General features: G+C 36.7%; 18 protein-coding genes. 10 read left to right on the plus strand and 8 right to left on the minus strand.

Translation table 11 applies throughout. From position 1 onward, the window contains the following. The first annotated feature begins 2,161 nt into the window (after positions 1 to 2,161). From mutS to ACP6PM_RS24075, 6 genes are all read left to right on the plus strand, one after another. Complete coding sequence (gene mutS, locus ACP6PM_RS24050) at positions 2,162 to 4,867, plus strand: DNA mismatch repair protein MutS (protein ID WP_426589125.1); 2,706 nt, start codon at positions 2,162 to 2,164, stop codon at positions 4,865 to 4,867. Between the two features lie 371 nt (positions 4,868 to 5,238). Then, positions 5,239 to 6,123 (plus strand): Rpn family recombination-promoting nuclease/putative transposase, encoded by an 885-nt coding sequence (locus ACP6PM_RS24055; protein WP_426589127.1) that lies wholly within the window; start codon positions 5,239 to 5,241, stop codon positions 6,121 to 6,123. A 179-nt stretch (positions 6,124 to 6,302) separates the two neighbouring features. Next, on the plus strand, positions 6,303 to 6,692 hold the full coding sequence (locus ACP6PM_RS24060) for a DUF6163 family protein (protein WP_426589129.1): 390 nt from the start codon (positions 6,303 to 6,305) through the stop codon (positions 6,690 to 6,692). A gap of 258 nt (positions 6,693 to 6,950) precedes the next feature. Next, positions 6,951 to 7,433 carry a DUF2656 domain-containing protein gene (locus ACP6PM_RS24065; protein WP_426589131.1) on the plus strand — a complete coding sequence of 161 codons (483 nt, stop codon included), beginning with the start codon at positions 6,951 to 6,953 and terminating at the stop codon, positions 7,431 to 7,433. A 122-nt stretch (positions 7,434 to 7,555) separates the two neighbouring features. Beyond that, positions 7,556 to 8,164, plus strand: a complete 609-nt coding sequence (locus ACP6PM_RS24070) for a macro domain-containing protein (RefSeq protein ID WP_426589133.1) — start codon at positions 7,556 to 7,558, stop codon at positions 8,162 to 8,164. A 194-nt stretch (positions 8,165 to 8,358) separates the two neighbouring features. After that, positions 8,359 to 9,432: a BMP family protein gene (locus ACP6PM_RS24075; RefSeq protein ID WP_426589134.1), complete on the plus strand. Its 1,074-nt coding sequence runs from the start codon at positions 8,359 to 8,361 to the stop codon at positions 9,430 to 9,432. Positions 9,433 to 9,587: 155 nt separating this feature from the next. Here ACP6PM_RS24075 and ACP6PM_RS24080 read toward each other — a convergent pair whose 3' ends face one another. The 4 genes from ACP6PM_RS24080 to ACP6PM_RS24095 all read right to left on the minus strand — a co-directional run bounded on the left by ACP6PM_RS24080 (position 9,588) and on the right by ACP6PM_RS24095 (position 14,871). After that, positions 9,588 to 13,235 (minus strand): CHAT domain-containing protein, encoded by a 3,648-nt coding sequence (locus tag ACP6PM_RS24080; RefSeq protein WP_426589136.1) that lies wholly within the window; start codon positions 13,233 to 13,235, stop codon positions 9,588 to 9,590. Positions 13,236 to 13,308: 73 nt separating this feature from the next. Beyond that, positions 13,309 to 13,584, minus strand: a complete 276-nt coding sequence (locus ACP6PM_RS24085; RefSeq protein ID WP_426589158.1) for a PIN domain-containing protein — start codon at positions 13,582 to 13,584, stop codon at positions 13,309 to 13,311. A gap of 146 nt (positions 13,585 to 13,730) precedes the next feature. Then, positions 13,731 to 13,946, minus strand: a complete 216-nt coding sequence (locus ACP6PM_RS24090) for a hypothetical protein (protein ID WP_426589138.1) — start codon at positions 13,944 to 13,946, stop codon at positions 13,731 to 13,733. A gap of 37 nt (positions 13,947 to 13,983) precedes the next feature. Continuing rightward, positions 13,984 to 14,871 (minus strand): hypothetical protein, encoded by an 888-nt coding sequence (locus ACP6PM_RS24095; RefSeq protein ID WP_426589140.1) that lies wholly within the window; start codon positions 14,869 to 14,871, stop codon positions 13,984 to 13,986. Between the two features lie 212 nt (positions 14,872 to 15,083). Between ACP6PM_RS24095 and ACP6PM_RS24100 the strand changes: the two genes are divergently transcribed. Further along, positions 15,084 to 15,707, plus strand: a complete 624-nt coding sequence (locus ACP6PM_RS24100; RefSeq protein WP_426589142.1) for a PD-(D/E)XK nuclease family protein — start codon at positions 15,084 to 15,086, stop codon at positions 15,705 to 15,707. A gap of 72 nt (positions 15,708 to 15,779) precedes the next feature. Here ACP6PM_RS24100 and ACP6PM_RS24105 read toward each other — a convergent pair whose 3' ends face one another. Together ACP6PM_RS24105 and ACP6PM_RS24110 are read right to left on the minus strand one after the other, a co-directional pair. Further along, a complete protein-coding gene (locus ACP6PM_RS24105; RefSeq protein WP_426589144.1) occupies positions 15,780 to 16,004 on the minus strand; it encodes a PIN domain-containing protein in 225 nt (74 codons plus the stop codon). Continuing rightward, the gene (locus tag ACP6PM_RS24110) at positions 15,979 to 16,203 is read right to left on the minus strand and encodes a hypothetical protein (RefSeq protein ID WP_426589146.1); all 225 of its coding nucleotides are present in this window, start codon (positions 16,201 to 16,203) and stop codon (positions 15,979 to 15,981) included. Before ACP6PM_RS24110 ends, ACP6PM_RS24105 begins: the two co-directional genes overlap by 26 nt. A gap of 162 nt (positions 16,204 to 16,365) precedes the next feature. Between ACP6PM_RS24110 and ACP6PM_RS24115 the strand changes: the two genes are divergently transcribed. Next, on the plus strand, positions 16,366 to 17,841 hold the full coding sequence (locus ACP6PM_RS24115; RefSeq protein WP_426589148.1) for an ABC transporter ATP-binding protein: 1,476 nt from the start codon (positions 16,366 to 16,368) through the stop codon (positions 17,839 to 17,841). Between the two features lie 424 nt (positions 17,842 to 18,265). On the opposite strand, the gene ACP6PM_RS24120 is transcribed toward ACP6PM_RS24115, so the two are convergent. Further along, entirely contained in the window at positions 18,266 to 18,889 is a 624-nt protein-coding gene (locus ACP6PM_RS24120; protein WP_426589150.1) for a DUF938 domain-containing protein, read from the minus strand. Positions 18,890 to 19,176: 287 nt separating this feature from the next. After that, the gene (locus tag ACP6PM_RS24125) at positions 19,177 to 20,064 is read right to left on the minus strand and encodes a GNAT family N-acetyltransferase (RefSeq protein WP_426589152.1); all 888 of its coding nucleotides are present in this window, start codon (positions 20,062 to 20,064) and stop codon (positions 19,177 to 19,179) included. Positions 20,065 to 20,252: 188 nt separating this feature from the next. Between ACP6PM_RS24125 and ACP6PM_RS24130 the strand changes: the two genes are divergently transcribed. Both ACP6PM_RS24130 and ACP6PM_RS24135 read left to right on the plus strand, forming a co-directional pair. After that, positions 20,253 to 21,665, plus strand: coding sequence for an FAD-dependent oxidoreductase (locus ACP6PM_RS24130; RefSeq protein WP_426589154.1), 1,413 nt, complete (start codon positions 20,253 to 20,255; stop codon positions 21,663 to 21,665). Positions 21,666 to 21,847: 182 nt separating this feature from the next. Next, the coding region (locus ACP6PM_RS24135) for an FAD-dependent oxidoreductase (RefSeq protein ID WP_426589156.1) at positions 21,848 to 22,617 on the plus strand (770 nt) is incomplete at its 3' end.

The following is a 22,617-nucleotide window of genomic DNA, read 5'->3' on the forward strand; positions in this document are numbered from 1 at the left end:
TTGAAGAGTAGCGATCGCTCAGGTTTTACACAAACGATGCTACCGGACATGATATGATATTACAGGAGTTATATCATATCGGGTAGCATTGGTATAATTTAGATAGTTAATTAGGAGCCAGGTTTCAGGAGGGAAGAGAATTTAGGAAGATTTGTTAATGGCTGAAGATGAAACATTTTTTTATATCGAACCCGAGCGGATTTGATATTAGATCATATCGGGTTGAATATTTATTAGAGTTGTTGGGGGAGATGGGGAGATGGGGAGAATATGAATATTTGCTATTGAAGTGAGAGGAGAGCTTTTTTTGCTCGTTATGGCTTGCTGATTAACTCTCAAAACATCTACATATAAAGGTTTGAGCTTTTTTATGTGAAAAAAGTGCAAGCTTTTCGCTAGCTACTGAAATTGAATATTTTTCAGATTTAAGAGTCCAACTTTTTGTTTAACTTTTTCAAGCATCCCAGTAGATATATTTATACCAATAACCTAACTATGGCAGTCGAAGCAAAGGCTGCGGACATTTATAAATGTTTAAACTCAGTTAGGGATTACTTTTAACTTTTGACTATCTTGAGTGCGTCTTACATTCTGAGGAAACCTCAGAATTACGCACTCGTTTTTAACTTTTGACTTGCGCGTAGCGCTATATAATTCCCAATTATTTGATCTACTTAAATTGTTACATGACCAGTGCCAGTGGTAATATATAATACTTTATTTCCAGATTGAATTTGTGCAAATTAAACTAGACGATGGGTAATTTGAGAATTCCATTTACTTTGATTATATTTTTAACTTATCTGGCTATAAATATAGCAATCCGCCCATTGGTTGTGAATATTTTTATAATAGTTAATTTTAACTGAAAATCTTTGAAATTATGACTCCTGACTCCTAACTACCACTAAAATATTACAACTGAAATAGGATTGCTATATCAGCTAGTTATTGTTGATATTTATCTAGTTTGATTGATTATTCATTATTAAATTTTGTGATTGAATAAAGTATTTCAACAATTAATAATTAATAATTAATAATTAATAATTACCTCTTCTTATAACGGATAGGATTGACTAAAAGGATTTTTTTTTCTTCTCTTGGTCGATTGGATATGGTTAGGTAACCCATCCATCCCATCCTAAGGTCATGCTCCGCTTTCCGACCGCTTTTTCTCTTGAAATAGAAGGCTTTATACCTTAATTTTTCGGTAATATCCTGATGATGAGTAAGACTAAATATCAAAAACTTTGCTACATATCCTGAAAAAAGGTTTGAAGTGATAGGTATTGTAAAATATATCAAAAGTAATCCTACCCTTGGAAGGTGGTGAAAATAACTAGAGAAATAATATAGGTTAGTAAACAATCAAATTACGTCAATAAATAGTATATATAAAATTAAAGTATAGCAAAGTTTTTGATAATTGGTATTAGGTGTTCAGGAGAAATACTAAAGTATAAAGTATTTATAAAATCAAGTACAAATGATTGATAAATGGTATAATAAAATTTTTATGTGAAGGGTTGGGATGAAGACTAAATTCAGTTAATACCATGCTTGAAAAAAGAATGTTATGAAGAAAAAGGTAATTGAAAGAGTTTACATGAGATGTCTTGACTAAAAAGAGAAATTCCGCCCGAATAAATGGTATTTAAGCTATTCATTTTGTACGTCGCCAATCCGACAGCTCCTCTACCTAACTCCTAAAAACAGCCTAACTATTTGTAGCAAACATCGATCGCGCTTGGTATAACCGAAAAAATAATATTCAATTTATGTCTAAGTTAGATATTAAGATAAAGTTGATATTATACAGATTGTCATTTATAAATCTCTGTGTTAAAAAAGAGTATACTCTCTATTAAATTAAATTACCTCAAAACTTTATAATATTTTGATAATAATTTATATTAATTGAAGCATAGCTTAGGATAACCATTCATCCTGGCTAAGTTACAGGTAATTGTTTTGAGGCAGGATGATAGATATAACAATCATATTTCAGTTGTAAGATTTTAGTGGTAATTAGGAGTCAGTCCTCAGGAGTAAGAATATAAGAGGATTTTGATGGCTCTTAATTGTTTTTCAATATCTCATAAATCATTCCTGATTGCTATATAATATTAAATAACATTAAATAACCTATTAACTATCTATGAAATATTCCGCTTCTGCATCTACTAAAAAATCATTAAAAGCCAAACAAAATAAAGCTGAAGATTCTATCCATTCTAACGCAGATTACAGTCAACTTGACATTAGCAAACTGTCAGAAATGATGCAGCGTTATGTGGAAGTTAAACAACAATATCCCCACGCTCTTTTATTGTTTCGAGTAGGTGATTTTTTTGAATGTTTTTTTCAGGATGCTGTTACGATCGCGCAAGCATTAGAATTAGTACAAACCAGTAAACACGCTGGTAAAGAAATTGGTAGGGTTCCTATGACTGGAGTTCCTCACCATGCTGTGGAAAAATATGCAGCGATGTTAGTAGAAAAAGGTTACGCAGTGGTGGTGTGCGATCAAGTCGAAGATTCTGCTATTGCTCAAAAAGAAAACCGTCAAGTCAAGCGTGAAATTACTCGTATTCTGACTCCCGGTACTCTGACTGATGACGGTATGCTCAAACCTCGTTACAATAACTATTTAGCTGCAGTCGTAATTGCTAAAAATCATTGGGGTCTTGCTTACACCGATATTTCTACTGGGGAATTTCTGACTACCCAAACCCAAGGTTTAGAGCAACTTACCCAAGAGTTAATGCGTTTGCAACCTTCGGAAGTCTTGTTTCCCACTAACGCACCCGATATTGGTTTTATGTTACGACCGGGAGAAAAGTCAGACCATCTTCCAGAATGTTTGCCTAATTCTTTTTGTTATTCTCTGCGTCCGCAACAACCTTTTACTTTGGGGGAAGCAAAGGAAAGACTGTTGCTCAAGTTTCAACTGACATCTTTGGAGGGTATTGGTTGCGAACATATTCCGTTGGGTGTGCGAGCAGCGGGGGGGTTGTTGGAATATCTGGAGGAAACTCAAAAGGAAAATCAAGTTCCTCTACAACGTCTGCGTAGTTATACTTTGGCAGATTTTTTGATTCTCGACCACCAGAGTCGCCGGAATTTGGAAATTACGCAAACGGTTAGAGATGGTAGTTATCATGGTTCGTTATTGTCGGCGATCGATAAGACTAGCACTGCTATGGGTGGTCGTGCTTTACGACGGTGGTTAGTGCAACCACTTTTGAATTTGAAGGGTATTCGCGCTAGACATGACACTATTGACGAACTGATAAGTAATAATGATTTGCGTCAAGATATTCAAAGAATATTGCGTCAAATTTATGATTTGGAACGTCTGACTGGGCGGACTGGTGCTGGTACTGCTAATGCTAGAGATTTAGTTTTTTTAGCTGATTCTTTGACGAAACTTCCGGAACTTTCTGCTTTAGCATCTGAGGGTAATTCTCCTTATTTAAAAGTCTTGCAAAGTCTACCTCCAATTTTACAAGAATTGGGGAATAAAATTCATTCTTTTTTAGTTGAATCTCCTCCTCAACATTTAAAGGAAGGAGGATTAATTCGCTCTGGTGTAAATGTACAATTGGATGAGATGCGGGGGTTAGCTGAAGAAGACCAACAATGGATTGCTAATTTGGAAGTTACGGAGAGAGAAAGGACGGGAATTCCTAATTTAAAGGTTGGTTATAATAAGGCTTTTGGTTATTACATTAGTATTTCTAAATCAAAGGCAAATTTGGCGCCGGATGATTATACTCGCAAGCAAACTTTGACTAATGAGGAGCGTTATATTACTGAGGAATTAAAGGAAAGGGAAGTTAGAATTTTGACGGCGCGGGATGATTTAAATCAATTGGAATATGATATTTTTGTTGCTTTGAGAAATGAGATAGGGGAACACGCTGAGGAAATTAGAAATATTTCTCGTGCTGTGGCAGCTATTGATGTTTTGTGTGGTTTAGCAGAGGTGGCAGTTTATCAAAATTATGTTCGTCCGACGATGGTTGATAGTCGAGAATTGAAAATTATTGAAGGTAGGCATCCGGTGGTGGAAAAATATTTGCCTGCTGGTTTTTTTGTGCCGAATACTGCCATATTAGGAAGTAAAAAGTTAGAGGAAAATAATTCGGGAATTACTCCCTATTCTGCGCCAGATTTAATAATTTTAACTGGTCCGAATGCTAGTGGCAAAAGTTGTTATTTACGACAGGTAGGATTGATTCAATTAATGGCACAAACTGGTAGTTTTGTTCCGGCAAGTTCGGCTGTTTTAGGGGTGAGCGATCGGATATTTACTCGTGTGGGAGCTGTGGACGATCTAGCAACTGGTCAATCTACTTTTATGGTGGAGATGAATGAGACGGCAAATATTTTGAATCATGCTACGGAAAAGTCTTTGGTTTTGTTGGATGAAATTGGTAGGGGAACGGCAACTTTTGATGGAATTTCAATTGCTTGGTCTGTGGCAGAATATTTAGCAACGGAAATAAAATCTCGGACGATTTTTGCGACTCATTATCACGAATTAAATGAACTTTCTTCTATTTTAGATAATGTGGCAAACTATCAAGTAACGGTTAAAGAATTGCCGGATAAAATTGTATTTTTGCATCAAGTACAACCTGGTGGAGCGGATAAATCTTATGGTATTGAAGCGGGAAGATTAGCAGGTTTACCAGATTCGGTTATTGCACGAGCGAGACAGGTAATGGGGGAGATAGAAAAGCATAGCAAGATAGCTATTGGTCTGAGGAAAGGTGTTAAGAAAAAGGAGGAGGAAGAGGTGATAACTTTGGAGCAGTTAGATATTTTTAGTGAGGAATTTGGAGATAGTTTATTGTGAAGAAGGGAATAGGGAATAGCTCACACGGATTATGGCACGGATGTACGGATTAAGAGTTCAGCAATAAGTTTAGTAGGGTGTCTAGGTTTATTTTGTGGGTAAGTTGCAGTCAATGAAGACCTCTCCCCCAACCCCTCTCCTCCAAGGAGAGGGGAGAATATTCCTCCCCTTCCCTTTTTTCCCCTTGGATAGGGGAGGCAATTAGGCGTGAATTATTTAATTATTTAATTATTAATTCTTCGGTAAGGGGGGATAGGAAGGGGGTTGGGGGGTTAGGTTTTTAACCCATATTTTCAAGCTAGACACGCTACTACTACAAACTACAAAATTATGATAATTTTCAACACACAGAATAAACTAGACTTCATAAGATGACAAAAAAAGTAGATATTAGCAGTAAACGCCTAATTGGAATTGCCCCCAGTCGTTGGGTAGAATGGGTGACAGAAATTACCAATGTTACTGTCAAAGAAATTATTTCTTCAGACTTCCAATGGGTAAGTCGAGAAGGGGATGTTTTAGTCCGTGTTTGTAGTCAAGAACATGGAGAATTTCTAGTGCTGAATGAAATGCAATTAAGGTATAATACAGAAATGCCACGCCGGATGCGTGCTTATGCTGCATTAGCAGAGGAAAAGTACAAAAAACCCGTTTATCCTGTATTAATAAATATCCTCCAACCAAGGACACCCACAGAAATAGTCAATTTTTACGAATCACAATTCCTAAATCTGAGAGCTTATCAAGATTATCGAGTTATTAACTTGTGGGAAGTAGAAGCACAAGGAGTTTTTCAACAACCTCTTCCTTCTCTACTTCCTTTTATTCCGATTCTCAAAGGTGGAGGAGAAGAAGCAACTGTGAGACAAGCATTGCAACTTTTACGGGAGGATGAAAAACTCTCAGAATTAGAAAATTTACTAGCATTTTTTGCTACATTTGTATTAGAAACAGAAATAGTACAACAAATAATGAGGTGGGATATGGCAGTATTACAGCAATCTCCTTGGTATCAACAAATCTTACAAGAGGGAGTAGAAATTGGAGAACAACGAGGGGAACAACGAGGTGAACAAAGAGGAATACTTTCTGGAATAGAAATCGGATTAGAATTAAAATTTGGCGAATCAGGAAAAGAGATATTTTCAGAGATTAATACTCTTGAAGATATTCAGGTTTTAGAAACAATTCTTGCCTCTCTCAAAACTGTGGAAACTATCGACCAATTACGGCAAATTTATCAGTCAGATTCTTAAACAATATCTTCTGAAAAAAGTCTAAATTTTCTTTGCTTCCCTACTTCCTTATTATTCTGATTCTTAAAATTGGTAAGGAAGAAGCAACTGTTAAAAATATCTTCTGAACAAAAGTGCGGATTTTATTGATTATTTGTCAATTAAACCCGCACTCCTAAAAATTTTATCAAAACCAAAATATGAATTACCTAGCCAAAATTACCAATAATTCCTGGATGGGAATATATCTAAAAATTCTTGCTTTTGTCTTTACCTACAGTGGATTAATTCATATTGCCAATATAGTAGGTTTCGGCGAACAACCCTGGTTAGAAACTCCTCGAACTTGGCAAATAGGAGATATAGTTTATGGAATACTTGATATTGTTGCTGCCATCGGTTTATGGCAGGGAAAAGCTTGGGGAATTATTTGCTTTTTAGTGGGAATTATTTCTCAATTTGTGATTTATACAGTTTTTATTGATTATTTTGCTTTTACCCAACAACAGCGAGAAACTATTCATGGTTTATTGGTAACAGAAGTAATTTTAGTTTCAGTATTTGTAGTTTTATTATGGTGGAGAAAGTAGTCATACCGTTTCACGGAAGTTAAAAGTCAAAATTCAAAATTCAAAAGTAAGATTTTGTAAGCTCAAAACTTTAATGCTACAGTAATTTCCGGAAATCATTTCACTTATGGGTTTTGAAACTATTTGTGACATATTTAAAGTAAATTGGTATCACAAAGCATTTTTATTAGAAATTAATATCTTGTGAAATTTGATCTATCTTCTGGTAATATATAAAATTGTGATTTAAAGTTTCTTGCACAAAGGATACACAAAAAAATGACTGAATCTCTAACCGGACGAATGTTACTTTCTCACAATTTTGAACTTTCAGAAAATACACTACCTGAATTAAACCGAGAGGAATTTGCTCAAGTATTTATCGATGGTTTAAGCAAATATCCAGAGCTTAAATGTCGGCAATTAAATCATCCCCATTGGATGGTAGAAATTTTATTTGAAACTCAGGTTTTTGCTCCGCATCAAGTTGGTGAAAAATGCGCTCAAGCATTAATAGAAAAACGGATAAATCAAAACAATGGCAAAGATTTAATTGTTGATGTATTGATTCTAGGAGGTTTGAAAAAAACTCCTCCATTAAGTGATTCTCCTGATACTCTCCAATCAGGAGAATGGGGTGTTGATGTTGTGGAAACTCATGCAGCAGAAACTTTTCTCAATACCCTCCAGTGGGATGAAAAAACAGCCGGTAAAACAATTGAAAATATTTTTAAAGTAGAAATGAAAAATATTCTTGTCTAATTTATTTATATCATGTCCGGTTAATTAATTATGATTAAGAGGAAAAGAAAATTTGAGGGCAGATTTTTCCCTATTGCCTATTGCCATCTATATTATAAGTATTAAACCGGAATGATATTATTATGAAACTTATTTTAGTAGCTCCTAACCCACTTTTGTCTAACGCTTTTCAAGAAAATTTCCATTATTTACCCAATCTGGAAATCATTAATAACTATTTTGAGGAAGTGCCAGAATATGACTGTTTAGTAAGTCCAGCTAATTCCTTTGGACTTATGGATGGTGGGATGGATGCCGCAATTATTAGATACTTTGGTGATTTTTTAATGACTTCAGTTCAGCAAAAAATTTTAGATGAATATCTGGGTGAACAACCTGTAGGTACATCCATGATAGTTGAAACAGGTCATCCTCAACATCCCTTTCTTGCCCATACCCCGACAATGCGGGTACCCATGTCTATTGCTGGCACTGATATTCCTTACGTCGCTATGTGGGCAATGTTGCTTGCAGTACGACGTCACAACCGCCAGCAAGAGCAACAAATTCAAACAGTTGTCTGTCCAGGATTGGGTACAGGAATAGGCAAAGTTTCCTATCAGGAGGCAGCGAGACAAATGGCTCTTGCTTATGACCATTTTGTTTATCCACCTAAATCAATCAATAATTTTATTGCTGCTGAAAGACAACTCCAAATTTGGGAAGAGGGAGATTTGAAAAAGGAAGAATAATATGATTTCCGGTTAAAATGTTAAACTTAACTATGCTAAATCACTACTTATAATATGATTGATATTGAAATCCCCACAGATAAAAATTATTAGAGATTAAGGAGTATAATAAATCCCTGAAATTCTACCTCCATAGAAAAGAGAATTTTTATGATGTCTAATTAATGATACTTAATATAATCCAAATAAAAAATATGACTAAAAAATTCAATCGACGTTCATTTATTGGGTATATTTCAGCAGCTTTAGCAACTAGCTTATTATTAAAAGCTTGTGCTGATTCTCCCTCCATAATGATTCTCACAGAAAATCCTGGTAATGATTCTACAAATTCCGGTAGTAGTTCTCAAAGTTTTAAAATTGCTATTGCTTTGCCTGGAGTTATTACCGATGGAGGATGGAATCAATCTGGTTATGAAGGAGGAAAAAAAGCAGCAGAAAAACTTAATGCTGAGATGATTTATGTAGAGAATATTGCTCAACCAGACCAAACAGAAACTCTGTCAGATTTTGCTAGAAAAGGTTACGATTTAGTCATTGGTCATGGCGGACAATTTGATGCTGCTATTCAACAAGTAGCTAGTCAATTTCCAGATACATTCTTTTTGGGAGTTAATGGTAATATTGCTGGGGAAAATTATGCTTCAGTTACAACAAATTATTTCCAAGTTGGTTATCTTGCTGGTGTGGTTGCTGGTTTGATGACTAAAACTAATAAAGTTGCTTATATTACGGGTTTATCTTTTAAGGGAACTAACTTACAAGGTAGGGCATTTGAGTTAGGAGCTAAGTCTGTAAATTCCAGTGTTGAAGTTGTGATTAGTTACACTGGAGATTTTAATGATATTGCTAAAGGAAAAGAAGCAGCTTTGGCTTTAATTTCTACAGGAGTTGATGTGATTTATCACTTATTAGATAATGCTGCTCCGGCAGTTTTACAAACGGCACAAGAAAAAGGAATTTATGCAGTGGGTAATACAACAGATCAATTAGATGTTGCGCCAAAAGCAGTATTGACGAGTGCAGTTCAGGATGTGGGAGGAGCGATCGCCTACGTTGCTAATTTAGTGAAAAATAATCAAGTTAAAGGAGAAAAATATATTTTAGGAATTGAAAATCCAGAAATTACTAAGTTAGGTCGTTTGAATGATGTTTTGCCAGAGAAAGTTAAGCAAAAATTAGAAGAAACTCAGCAACAAATGTTGGCTGGAGAATTGCTGTTTAAAGATTGTTCAGAAGGTGGTCAAGAAAAAGTTTGTATTCAATGAAGGAATAAGGTTTATTATAACTAATTTAGGACTTACGCAGAGACGCTATATCTAGCGTTCAAAACTATTGCACAATAGTTTTTGAACTCTATGCCTAGTACCTTTGCGTAAGTCCTGTAATTATCCGAAATCACAATGTAATACCCTGCTAGATATTACTGTAACCCTTGAGAAACAAAACCTGCCCAATAATAGGGATGTTTAAAATTTTCCCTTTTCCGGAGTTCAAACTGAGCTTTTCGTAATGCTTCCGGGCGAGTTTCTCCCTGGTTGCGGAACTGATAATATAACTGACAAAACTCAGCAGTGGATCTGTCTTCCACTGCCCATAATGTACTGACTACACTCTGAGCGCCTGCACTGAGGAAACCTGCTGCAATAGTTAGAATGTCATCGTTAAGTTTGTTGATAAAGGTGAGGTTAGTTTCACAACAGGAGAGGAAGACATCTGTTAATTCTGGTAAACGCCAGGTAAACACATCTCCAAGGGTGACTTCCCCATCAAATAATTTGAGTTTTGATTCTAGGGGGTTGATTAAGTCGGCACTAGCGTGATGACTGGAATGGAGAATTTGTACTTGTTTTGCGAGTTGGCGGTAGTTGTTGACTGTTGCTTCTTGGTATTTGAGGTGTAGGTTATTGGGTACTTGGAACATTTGAGCGAGGTTTTGACATTCGTACTCGCTACCTCTGAGGTCGCCTGTCGCATTTTCGACTATTCCCATTTTTGGTGAGTCGGTGGTTTTGTTGCGGTTGTCGCAATAGCTGAGTATTTGGCAACTGGGTACGACTCGCAAACGGAATTTGTCACTTAGATAGGTGGGTTGAGTTTCAGGTGTTTTTGGTTTGCCTGTTGGTGGGGTAGTTTTTTTGCCAGTGGGAATAGATAAGCGAGTGTCTGCAAATTCTCGGTAAAATCCCCCTCCCGTCCCCCTTTGAAAGGGGGAAGCCGGATCTAAATAGCTCCCCTTACCAAGGGAAACTGAATCCTCATAGCCCCCCTTACCAAGGGGGGTTGGGGGGATTTCTTCGTTTTTAACCGTTGTCGAACCCCCTTGCGTCCTCCTTTTTAAGGGGGAAGCCGTATCTAAATAGCCCCCCTTACCAAGGGAAACTGAATCCTCATAGCCCCCCTTACCAAGGGGGGTTGGGGGGATTTCTCCTCCAACTGTAGTTGGGGGAATATCTACAGGCAAAGCAGCAAACGGAATTTGATGCAGAAATAGATGTGGCACAATAATTAATTCTTTGATGTCAGTGAGATGTTGAGCAATAAGTTGATTGAGTTGTAAGCGTTGGGCGAGTTGTTGGAGAAATTCTCCCATGTTTTTGCGCCATTCTGCTCTATTTTCAACGTAAAGTTTTAGCCAGTTTTGACCTATCCAATTTTGCAACTTCTCAATACCCTGACCTTCGCAAGTAAAAAGTTGAATATCCTGCTGACGCACTATAAATATATGGGTATCATCATCAGTAGTGTAAAAACTAAGTATTGCTGTTTCCTTGTCCTTTATTAAGGCTTGCATCTGCTCAATACTCAAGGGATCTACCTGCAACTGTCCTGCCAATACTGGATCGGAGCTACGAATCTCTCGCCATACCTTTTGTCGTTTTGCTTCTATTTTTTCAATTTCTGCTAATCTCTGCTTTTCAACTTTCCCACTGTTGCGATGCTCAAACCGACTGTCCGTAATTGGTAGGGACGTTCCATGGAACGTCCCTACAGAATTGGAGCGATGGAGGTCAGACAGAAGTTTTTGTAGGTGATAATATTCCTCTAGCAGGTGTTGGGGTATTTCAGCATTTGGGTAGAGGTCTTTACTTGCCATTAATTCTGCAACCATCCGGGAACGGGAACGCTCGGCATATTCTACTGCTTTCTCGTATTGTTTGAGGTTGATGAAACATTGGATGATATTTTGGTAGACATCTATAGATTCTGCAAGGATTTGTTGGCGGCGATCGTCATCTTTTGACCAACTGCGACTGAGTTCGACTGCGGTTATGGCTTTTTCGTAGGCAGGGATGGCAGGTTTCCAGTTGCCTTCATTGAAGTGGAGGTTGCCTAAGTTGCGGGAAGTTGTGAGATGCTCAATAGGATTTGCATTAAGAGTACGAACTTCCAAAGCTTGTTCAAAAGCAGCAATAGCATTTTCTAGATTCTCTGCTTTGTTGTCGCCTATTGTTTCAGCATAGGCAGCGTAGGCAGTACCCAGATTATTTTGAGTCGTTGCCCAATCAATAGGGAAATATTGTTTGGTGTAAACCTCCAATGCTTGTTGATAAGCAGTAATAGCATTTTTCAGATTCTCTGACTTGTCTGTGGTTTTTTCACAGTAGGCATTCCCTAGATTATTTTGAGTTCTCGCCCAATTGTAGGGAAAATCTTGTTTGGTATGAACTGACAAAGCGAGTTGGAATTTAGTAATAGCAAGTTCAAGATTCTTGTTCCTGTCTCCTGTGATTCTAGTAGACAGGTAAACATTACCTAGATTATTTTGAGTAGTTGCCCAATCATGACGGAAAGTTTTTTCAGTAAAAACCTCTAATGATCGTTGATAGGCAGCAATAGCAGATTCTAGATTTTCTGATTTGTCTTTCTCGATTCTGTTACAGTAGGCGTTGCCTAAATTATTTTGAGTTGTTGCCCAATCATAGGGGAAGTCTTTTTCGGTATAAACGGATAAAGCTTTTTTCAAGGCATTAATAGCAGATTCAAGATTTTCTGCTTTATCTTCCTTGATTCTATTACCATAAGCAGCAGCCAAATTATTTTGAGTCATTGCCCAATAATAGGGGAAGTCTTTTTTGGTATAAATTTCTAATGCACTTTGGTGTGCAGTAATGGAATTTTCCATGTTCTTTAACCTATCCCCTTCGATTCTGCATCTGTAAGCACTTCCTAGATTGTTTTGAGTCATTGCCCAATTGTAAGGAAAATTTTGTTTGGTATGAACTGACAAAGCTAGCTCGAATGCAGCAATCGCATTTTCAAGATTCTGTTTAGTGTCTCCTTTAATTCTGTTAAGATAAGCACTACCCAAACCGTTTTGAGTTGTCGCCCACTGAGTAGGGTAATCTTTTTTAGTGAAAACCTCCAAGGATCTTTGGTAGGCAGCAATAGCAAGTTCAAGATTGTCTGCTCTGTCTTCCTTAATTCTTTCACTGTACGTATTGCCTAAATTAGATTGAGCTATTGCCCAAGGGTACGGGAAGTCTTCTTTAGTGTAAACTAATAAAGCTGATTGAAATGCAGCAATAGCAAGTTCAAGATTATTTGGTTTGTCTTCCTTGATTCTGAATAGGTAGGCATTACCCAGACTGTTTTGGTTCATTGCCCAATCATAGGGAAAATCTTTTTTGTTATGAACTGACAAAGCTAGTTTGTATCTCACAATAGCAAGTTCAAGATTCTCGGCCTTGTTTCCTTTAATTCTGTCTCTGTAGGCATTACCCAGACTATTTTGAGTTATTGCCCAATCGTAGGGAAAATCTTTTTCAGTACGAACTATCAGGACTACTTCATAACCTGTAATAGCAATTTCTATATTATTTGCTCTATTACCAAGAGGGAATTTCCTAACAAGATTACTGAGGTTGAAAATAATTCCTGCATTTATTTGTGCATCTTTAGGCTTTAGTTCTGAAAGATTTTCAGTTCCCCAACTTCGCAATATATCAGCAAAGTTCTCATCAAGTTTGTCTAGGTTAGCTCCCAAGAGTTGGTAGACTACTTCGGGGTTGCCTTTACTATTAGCAGTCGTCTGTAATACCTCGATCAGAAAATTAATTTGTTCATTCATTTTTCTTTATTCCTTTGATTAATTCAAATAACTAAAAACTAGACATGAATATCATTCTTGTCTAGCTCTCCAATCACAAAATTTGTACAGACTCAGTTTTAATTTCTGACAAATTGATTAGTCGAGCATCATTTGTAAATAACTTAGCATTCAATAACTGTGCTGTTGCTGCCACAATAGCATCAGGAAGTTTCAACCTGTAACTTTTCCGTAAAGCGATCGCTAAATCTTTAATCTGACTCTCAATACCAACTATTGTTATCTGAGCCAAAAAATTACGAATTTGTACTTCCTCAACCGGAGTCAAACTGGGATAAGACAGTAACTCTATTTCTGTAATTATAGAAATAAAATATCTAGTAACAACCTGTAGGGTGTGTTAGCGCTAGCGTAACGCACCATTCATCAACATAATGCTCGCTCCAGAGATGAGGTGCGTTACATTTCATTAACGCACCCTACAAATGTAATTTAGAACAATTAAATTTTCTATCACTACCATTCATCCCGAATTTGTTGTTGATATTCCAAAGGGTCTATACTGAGTTTTATTGTTCCTGCATACTCAGCCAAATCTACGTTTTGTTCTTCTACTTTCAACTCAGAAGCAGCCAATAACTTTTCAATTTCTTGCCAGTCTTCATAGTCAATCAAAACTGCTACAGGACGCATAGCTTCATCAGTAACTATTTTCTTCTTAAAATTCCGCATAATTTTCTCCTATCTATGGATAAATTCTTCAAATATATTATCCCACCACTTCAACTTGCTGAGAATAAACCCGCCAGTTGTTTTGCTTTTCCAACTCTTGCCATAACTCCTGCATTCTTTCGGGAGTCAAATCTGGTGCTACTTCTTCCTCGTTAGGTTTTAACCATGCTAAATTTAAAGGTTTTTCGAGAGCGATCGCCACAAATTTTTCCTTTCCAATTTCATTAAAAGTAAACCTACATTCCTCCTCATAAGCTAAACTTTCCTTTTGTGGCAAAAGCCTGATTTTTTCTAACTGATAATCAAGAGCGAATGCCCAAGAAGGACAAACAATACACCGACTTACAACTCCCTGATTTAATAATAAAAAATAACCTTCATATTCTGGCAAATCAATTAATACCCAATAAGGCTTTTCAACAGAAACTTTTAGAGTTTTTTTGGCTTTGACTTTAGGAATATTTAACCTCTCCACCATTGCCATTTCTGTATCATCTTGTAAATTAATCCAATCTAAATTATTTTTTGCCCGCTTTTCTAAACATGACCAAAAATTAGTTTCAACCCACCGAAGAAACTTATCATTCCACAACCATTTATAGGCAATTTTCCAAATCTCCTTTTGACCTGGTTCAGAATCTGTTAAACGTTGACAATTTTCCTCACCTATATCTGCCAAAATCTCCTGTGAATATTTCTCCTTTAAATCCTTCATACATTTCCTGATTCTTCTTTGAATATCTGTGATTAGACGACTTTTATCTATCATTAATTGATTAATTGTTTGATTTGGCAATTCATAGTTATCTCGACTAAAACGCAACCGAAATAAAACTTCATTATCAGTTTCCTGACCATTCTCTTTTTCAAATAATTCACCCGCAATATCACTGATGAATTTTTGTTCTAATTCTGTAGTAGTCATATTGTCTCCTTCTGAAAAACCTAACATTCAAATTATAACTATTTTTCTCTAACTGAACAACCATAATTAGAAAATTGTCATTTGCTGTAATTTGAGTGTATTTGCTGGTATTTCTGGTTATTTAATAGCTGAAATTTGTGATATCAATTTATTTACAATTCCAGAATATTAGAGATACAGTAAAAATAGTTAATTCAAAAGATTCAAACAAGATGAAACACTTACCCAAACCAAGAAAAAAACAATTTATCTGGGTGACATGGCTAGCAAAAGTATTAGCAGAAGAGAAAAAATGTATATACTCAATCCAACAACTAACTAATTATCAATTTCCCAAACAACCCAATAATTATGACTCCAGCGAACATGATGAAAAAGTAATTCAAAGAGCAATAACTCTCCAAGAACAAGGATTTACTGTCTACGTCGAACAGCAAAATTCATTCAAAGTTAATGGTAAAACTTATGACGTTTGTGTTTCTGGAAGACCTGATATTATTGCCGTAAAAGATGATTGGGTAATAGTTGAAGATATTAAAACAGGTAAGCGCAAAAATTCTCAGAAAATGCAGGTATTATTGTATATGTTGCTGTTACCTTTAGCATCAGAAACTAAAGATATTTGTCAAAAACAAATACCCCACGGACGATTAATATATCCAGATGGTGTAGTCGATATTCCTACTTGGCAAGTTGACGATAAATTTAGAAAACATCTGAGAGAAGCGATCGCTATTATTAGCAGTTCAAAATCTCTCAAACCAAAACCTAGTCCCTGGGAATGTCGTTATTGTTCACTTTCTCACGCACACTGTCAGGCAAAAATGGCAATATAGACAGGACTTATATCATGTCCGGTTGAATAATTATAATTATTCCTTGGGAAGGGGGGGACTGGAGGAGTGTAATTATTGATAGTTTTCTTTTGCTGCAATTAAAACCTCTAGATAGAGGCGATCGCTTAGTCTAAAATTGGCTTCCTGGATTAGATTATCAATTATCGGTCGAATTTCAGTCACCAACCCCCGTCGTTTGGCAACAAGAAGAATGCCCAATAACCCGGTAATATTTAGCCCTAGACGGACTGCTTCTTTGCGCCCCAGTTCGTCAATCAGCTTTAAGTTCTTGAGCAAGAGCTATTGCTTCAGAATCCCCTCGATCTAAAACGGAAAATTCTAAACAGGAATCAAACTTAGTAATATATACTGTTTGCACCCTGCCAGATTCCATAGTGAACTTTAACATAGCTTGCCTATCATTTAACTTGGCAATATTCCAATCAGCTTTAGCACAATTATTTCTGACAAAGTATTCAAAAGATTGTATGGCCATTTTCTCTTTGCTCCTAATTTATTTGTTCTAGTTAATTAACGTTCTGGAGCAAGGAAATTATGCTTTATCAAAAATTTTGTATAATATAGGATGGATAATTTATGTAGGATATTCTCGCACTACTGAAAACTAGAAGCTGAAAGCTAATAACTGATAACTGAAATGACATATTTACGTCTAGAAAATATAACAAAAAGCTTCGGAAATTTTCTCGCCAACGATAATATTAATATCTCCATTTCAGCAGGTTCCATTCATGCCATTCTTGGAGAAAATGGTGCTGGAAAAACCACCTTAATGAACATATTATCAGGATTATACCAACCAGATTCAGGTGAAATTTACCTAGAAGATAAACCGATAAAAATTTCCTCTCCCAGTAGAGCAATTAATTATGGTATTGGTATGATTCATCAACACTTTATGTTAGTACCACAATTAACAGCAACAGAAAATATTATCTTGGGAACTGGTGGAAATTTTCATCTAAATTTATCGGCAAAATCTGTAGAAATTAACGCTATGGCAAAAGCCTATAATTTAGAAATTCCAGCTAATGTTAAAATTGCAGATTTACCAATAGGTATTCAGCAACGAGTAGAAATTCTCAAAGTAATTTATCGCCAAGCCAGAATTTTAATTTTAGATGAACCAACTGCAGTCTTAACTCCAGTGGAGGTAAATTCTTTACTCAATATTTTGCGACAATTAGCAGCAACTAATCATACAATTATTTTTATTACTCATAAATTAGAAGAGGTAATTAATGTCTGTGACAGTATCACAGTTTTGCGCCGAGGTAAAGTTGTAGACACTCTCAAAACCGCAGCAACTAATACTCAAAAATTAGCCGAAATGATGGTAGGGAGAGAAGTAAATTTAATTCCCCAAAAAATCCCTGCTGAAAAAGGTAATATTGTTCTGGAAGTTAAAAATATAGAAGTAAAAAATGACCGAGGTTTATCTGCCGTGCGCAATCTATCTTTTCAACTACATAGTGGGGAAATTTTGGGAGTTGCAGGAGTAGATGGCAATGGTCAAAGAGAATTAGCTGATGCAATTAATGCTTTACGTTCTCTGGAAAAAGGAGAGATAAATTTTGCCGATAATTTAACAGATAAATTCAAAATAGGATATATTCCTGAAGACCGTCAGAAAATGGGGTTAATTCTTAATTTTAGTATTGCTCGGAATTTGATTTTGAAATTGTTTAAGTTTTTGCCTTTTTGCCGTTATGGTTTTTTACAGTCTAAGGTAATAAGTAATCAGGCAAAAAAAGCCATAGAAAAATTTGATATTCGTGCCAGTCATCCACAGTTAAAAGCAAGTCAACTTTCTGGTGGAAACCAACAAAAAATTATTCTAGCGCGGGAACTTTCTGGGGAACCAAAATTAATAGTCGCCATGCAACCTACCCGTGGTTTAGATATCGGTGCAACCGAATATGTACAAAAAGCTTTACTTGCTCAAAAACAACAGGGAGCAGCTATTTTGTATATTTCCACAGAATTAGAAGAAATAATGGCAATGAGCGATCATATTGCCATAATATATGAAGGTCAGTTTGTGGATATTCTGGATGCGGGAACTGCTACAGTCGAGCAAGTGGGGTTATTAATGACATCCGGCGCCAAATAATTGATAGCGTAAGTTGGCAAGTGAAATACAACCAAACAAAAACCTAACCCCCCGACCCCCTTCCCTAATAGGGAAGGGGGAGTATCTCACCGACTTAACCCAACCTACATGAACTTTTGAACCTCAAACCTATCACCCAAAATCTACTAGCGCATCTAACTTTACAGTGCTTTTCAGATTGATGAACCACATCGCCATAATCGAAATCCTGTAGGGGCGATTCGCGAATCGCCCCTACTGTGGTCTACCGAAATGAAAACCGCTGTAAAATGTGGGTTAAGCTTCAGTATCCCGGAAGACATCTCCCCCGACTCCTCTCCTGCAAGGAGAGAGGATAATTTATCCCCCTTCCCTTGGAGGGAAGGGGGTTGGGGGGTTAGGTTTTACCCACAATTTTAGTCTAGACGCGCTACTACTATCTTCTTCAATCTTTCTGGAAAACCACAGATAAATTATTTGCTGGCATTTCCACCTTCTCCACAAACTTTAACCCCTCCTTTTCTGCTACCGCTAAAACATCTTCTAGGTTTCTCACCCCCCACTCAGAATTTTGCAGTCGCAAAGACTCATCAAATGCCATATTACTCGGCGCTGTATGTTCCCCTCCCAGTTTATACGGACCATACAAATATAGCACCCCATCTTCTGGTAACAAACGTCCCGCACCTGCCATTAATCCCAGACAACTAGACCAAGGAGAGATATGAATCATATTAATATTTACAATAGCTGCAATCTCAATACCTTCTTTTTCCACCGCCCACATTGACTCCCGCGCATCAATATTCAGGGGTGGATGCAAGTTATCTGACAGACTATGTTTTTGCCATGCTGCTATACTCTCGCGCAACATAGGGTTAGGGTCAGAAGGAAACCACTGGCGCGGTTGCAGACGGGGAGAAAAGAAAACAGCGTGTTCTCCTGTACCACTAGCAATTTCTAGAATATTGCCCGTTGTTGGCAAAACTCGCTGCAGGACTTCCAAAATAAATTCCCGGTTGCGTTCGGTTGCAGGAGCATATTGTCGAGCATCATTAAAAAAGTTCATTTCAGTTATTAGTTATTAGTTATCATATCAAATCTGGTAGCATCAGTGATATTGTAGGGGCGAATGGCCATTCGCTCTTACACATTGTATGACGATTAAAGGAATTATCTGATTCCGAACTAAACGGATTTGATATCAGTTAAGTATTTAAACTATATATCCAATTTTTGTCAAAGGCAATAGAAAACATAAAATTTCAATGATTTTTAGCTTGTCAGTTATCAGTTATCAGAAAAGCTGAGAGCTGACCGCTAATAGCTGTTTGCGTAGCATTCCGTAGGAAATGCTTACGAAAAATTATCCCACTGAAACAATAAAAAAAATCCGGTAGAACTTTTCCAAAATCCTCCTTTTTCTAAATAATTTAACAACAAATCACAAGTGGAAAAAAAACCACCAATACTTGAATATTTTCTCTGAAAAGCTAGATGACGTAACTCTAAAAGTAGGATTGGTAAACTTTCGTTTTTTCCCTTAATATAACCCAGCCAAAAAACTTTTTTATCTCTTTCCAATGCACTTTGTATTGCCAAACCAACTAAGCGATCGCTCTGTTTAATTCCCCACACCAAACCTCGCTCAATCAGATTTTTAAATAGTTCTACTTTCAGTTCTTGCCATTTAGCTCCTGGACCTATATAAAAACAATTATTTTCACCATAAAATTCACAGCTATTTACTAACTCCCAAGCCGAATTAAAATCTGAATTATTAAGCTGAGTAAATACCAAACCTGATGGAGATTCTACTGTAGAAATAGGTGTACTTCTGTGAGGAATATAATGACCAATAATGCTCCGATTTCTTCTTCCCATCATTCCTATCATAACCTTATCTTCAGACCGAACAATACAACGGGAAATTTTGACATTATTTTCCCGTAAAAACTGTTCTCTTTGTGAATTTAAAATTCTGGCTATACCCTGACCTCGGTAAGCGCGATCGACACGCAACCCTTCCCACCAAGCTTCCGAGTCTGACACCATAAATACTCGCGCTATCCCCACTGGTAGATCGTTAACTACAGCAACAAAAAGACGACCTTCAGGTTCAGCAAACCATTTATCCCAAACTAGATGAATATAGTCTGATTGATTTTCCCATGTATGTTGACAAAAAGCTAAAACGGGTTCCCGATCTTCAGCTCGTGCTAATCTAACTTGTACTTCTACCATTTAAGTTCTCTTTGGTTTTTCTTGCCAATTGCCTAGTCTAGTTTATATAATAAGTTTTGTCGAGTCTAATGTTCTCATTCAGAGGCCATTGTTGATAAAAATGGTAAATATATAACTGTAATTGAGTTAAGAGGTTTTTTAATCTAGGTTTATTGTACAATATTTTGAGTAATTATCAACATCAGTCCATGAAACCAGAAAACTCCAACCCAAAAATTGACTATGACGTAGCGATAGTCGGTGCAGGTCCAGTGGGATTAGCAACTGCCCTCGGTTTACGCCAACGTGGAATCGAAAATATTATCGTCCTCGACCAAACCCGTGCCTTTCGTAGAGTAGGTCAGAACATTATTGTTGCACCCAATGGTTTGAAAGCACTTAAATATCTTGATATCCAAGCTTATGAAAATATGAAAGAAACTTTTCACAAATCCAACAATTTACTACAAAAAGATCGACCAAAGCCAAAATGGACTGTCAGAAATGTGGATGGTGAAAAAATTTCTTTATTTTTTCTGGGATACGATGAAATTATTCAGAAATACGGAGACTTTGTAACATTTATGCATTGGTATGATTTACAGAGTAAACTGAGAACACTATTACCAAGCTATCTTGTGAAAGCCAATCATCGTTGTGTTAATGTAGTTGGCGAGCCAGAATTTAAATGTGTTCGGGCTGATTTTGTTTCTAATCTGGGGGCAAAACCTAACCCCTATTCCCACTGGGAAAATAAACAGGAAAAAGATAAAAATAGCACTGGGAGTTCTTCCCAATTTCTTGAATCAGAAATTACATCGATCCGTGCTAAACTATTGATTGCAGCAGATGGAATTAATTCTACCGTGCGTCAGATAATCTACAAGGAAACTCCATACTCTGCATACAGCAAACCAGAATATTCTGGTTTTTCTGGTATTTGCTGCGATGAAGTCAACGAGCTTCCAGAAGCTCTGTTACAACAAATTGAATCTCGGTTTTTTAATGGTGCATCAGGTGTAGTAATTTATAATGACTCAAACTGGGAAAATTCAGCAGAAAATCAAATTTCCAAAATGAAAATGGTTATATGGTCTCAAGCACCTGGTCAGTTTAAATATATAATTGATGCAGGTTTGGCTTTAGAGTTATTAGCAGGGAAGTCAGGAAAAGAGTTAATTGATACTATAGTTTTGGAGTTGAAAAAAGCTAACTTTCCAGAGATGATTCAGCAGTTTGTGGCTTTATCATCTCCAGAGCAGACAGTACAACGCCCTTTTTATATTCATCCTGTAACTGTTAATACTCAAGACAAGCTCAAGTGGAACATGGGGCGAGTTGTATTGGTGGGAGATGCTGCCCACGGAATGCCACCTCTTGCAGGTCAAGGTGCTAATCAAGGGTTTGAAGATGCTGCTGCGATCGCAACATTAATTGGTGAGATTAACAAGCAAAATCAGTGGGATGATATGAAAGCTATAGAAGCAGCTTTTAATAAATATCAATCTTTGCGTTGCCCAATTTTGGAGCGCGTTCAACAAGTAAGTTTAAGCATAATACCTCTTTCAGAAGGGGAGCAGCGGGAGTACGCTGAAAAACTCTACGGTCGTAATATTCCATAAATTATGGAAACATCGTTGTCTTAATGACTATTACAACTGTTGTAGAATATTTTGAGTAATTCAGGACTTACGCACCTAAACAAGAAACCGGGTTTATTCTCCTGATTATTATTGTTCAAACCACGAAATTTAGTTTATAAACCCGGTTTCTGCCTAAATCCTCTAATTATTAATATCAGTTTATGAAACCAGAAAACTCCAGTCCAAAAATTGACTATGATGTAGCGATCGTCGGTGCAGGTCCAGTGGGATTAGCAACTGCTCTAGGTCTAAGTCAACGTGGAATCGAAAATATTATTGTCCTCGACCAAACTCGTGCCTTTCGTAAAGTTGGTCAAACTGTCGATCTTTTACCAAATGGCTTGAAAGCACTCAAATATACACATACCCAAGCATACCAAAATATCAAAGAAACTGGTAATAAGCTCAATAACCCAACACAACGAAATCAGGAAACAAAGGCAGAAAAAAATCAACCTGCTCCAGAATGGACAACTAGAAATATCAATGGGCAAAAAATCAGTTCATTTTCCCTGGGATACGATGAATTTTTGCAGAAGTACGGGGAGGGTAGAGTATCAATATCTTGGTATGATTTACAAACTCAATTGAGGATACTGTTACCAGAGGAAGTTGTCAAAGCTAATCATCGTTGTGTAAATGTAGTTGCCGAACCAGAATTGAAATGTGTTCGAGCAGATTTCGTTTCTAATCAGGAAGTAGAAACTAACCCCTATGCTCACTGGGATGATAAACAAGACAAGAATAAAACCAGCACTGCAAGTTCCTCACAATTCCCTGAATCAGAAATCACATCTATCCGCGCTAAACTATTAATTGCAGCAGATGGAATTAATTCTACCGTGCGTCAGGTAATCTACAAACACACTCCATATAGTGTATCCACTCAATATGATGGGGTAGGGAATGATTATAACTGCCAAGAGCAACT

It is taken from the genome of Dapis brunnea BLCC-M229 (assembly GCF_050015995.1).
Classification (GTDB): Bacteria; Cyanobacteriota; Cyanobacteriia; order Cyanobacteriales; family Microcoleaceae; genus Trichodesmium.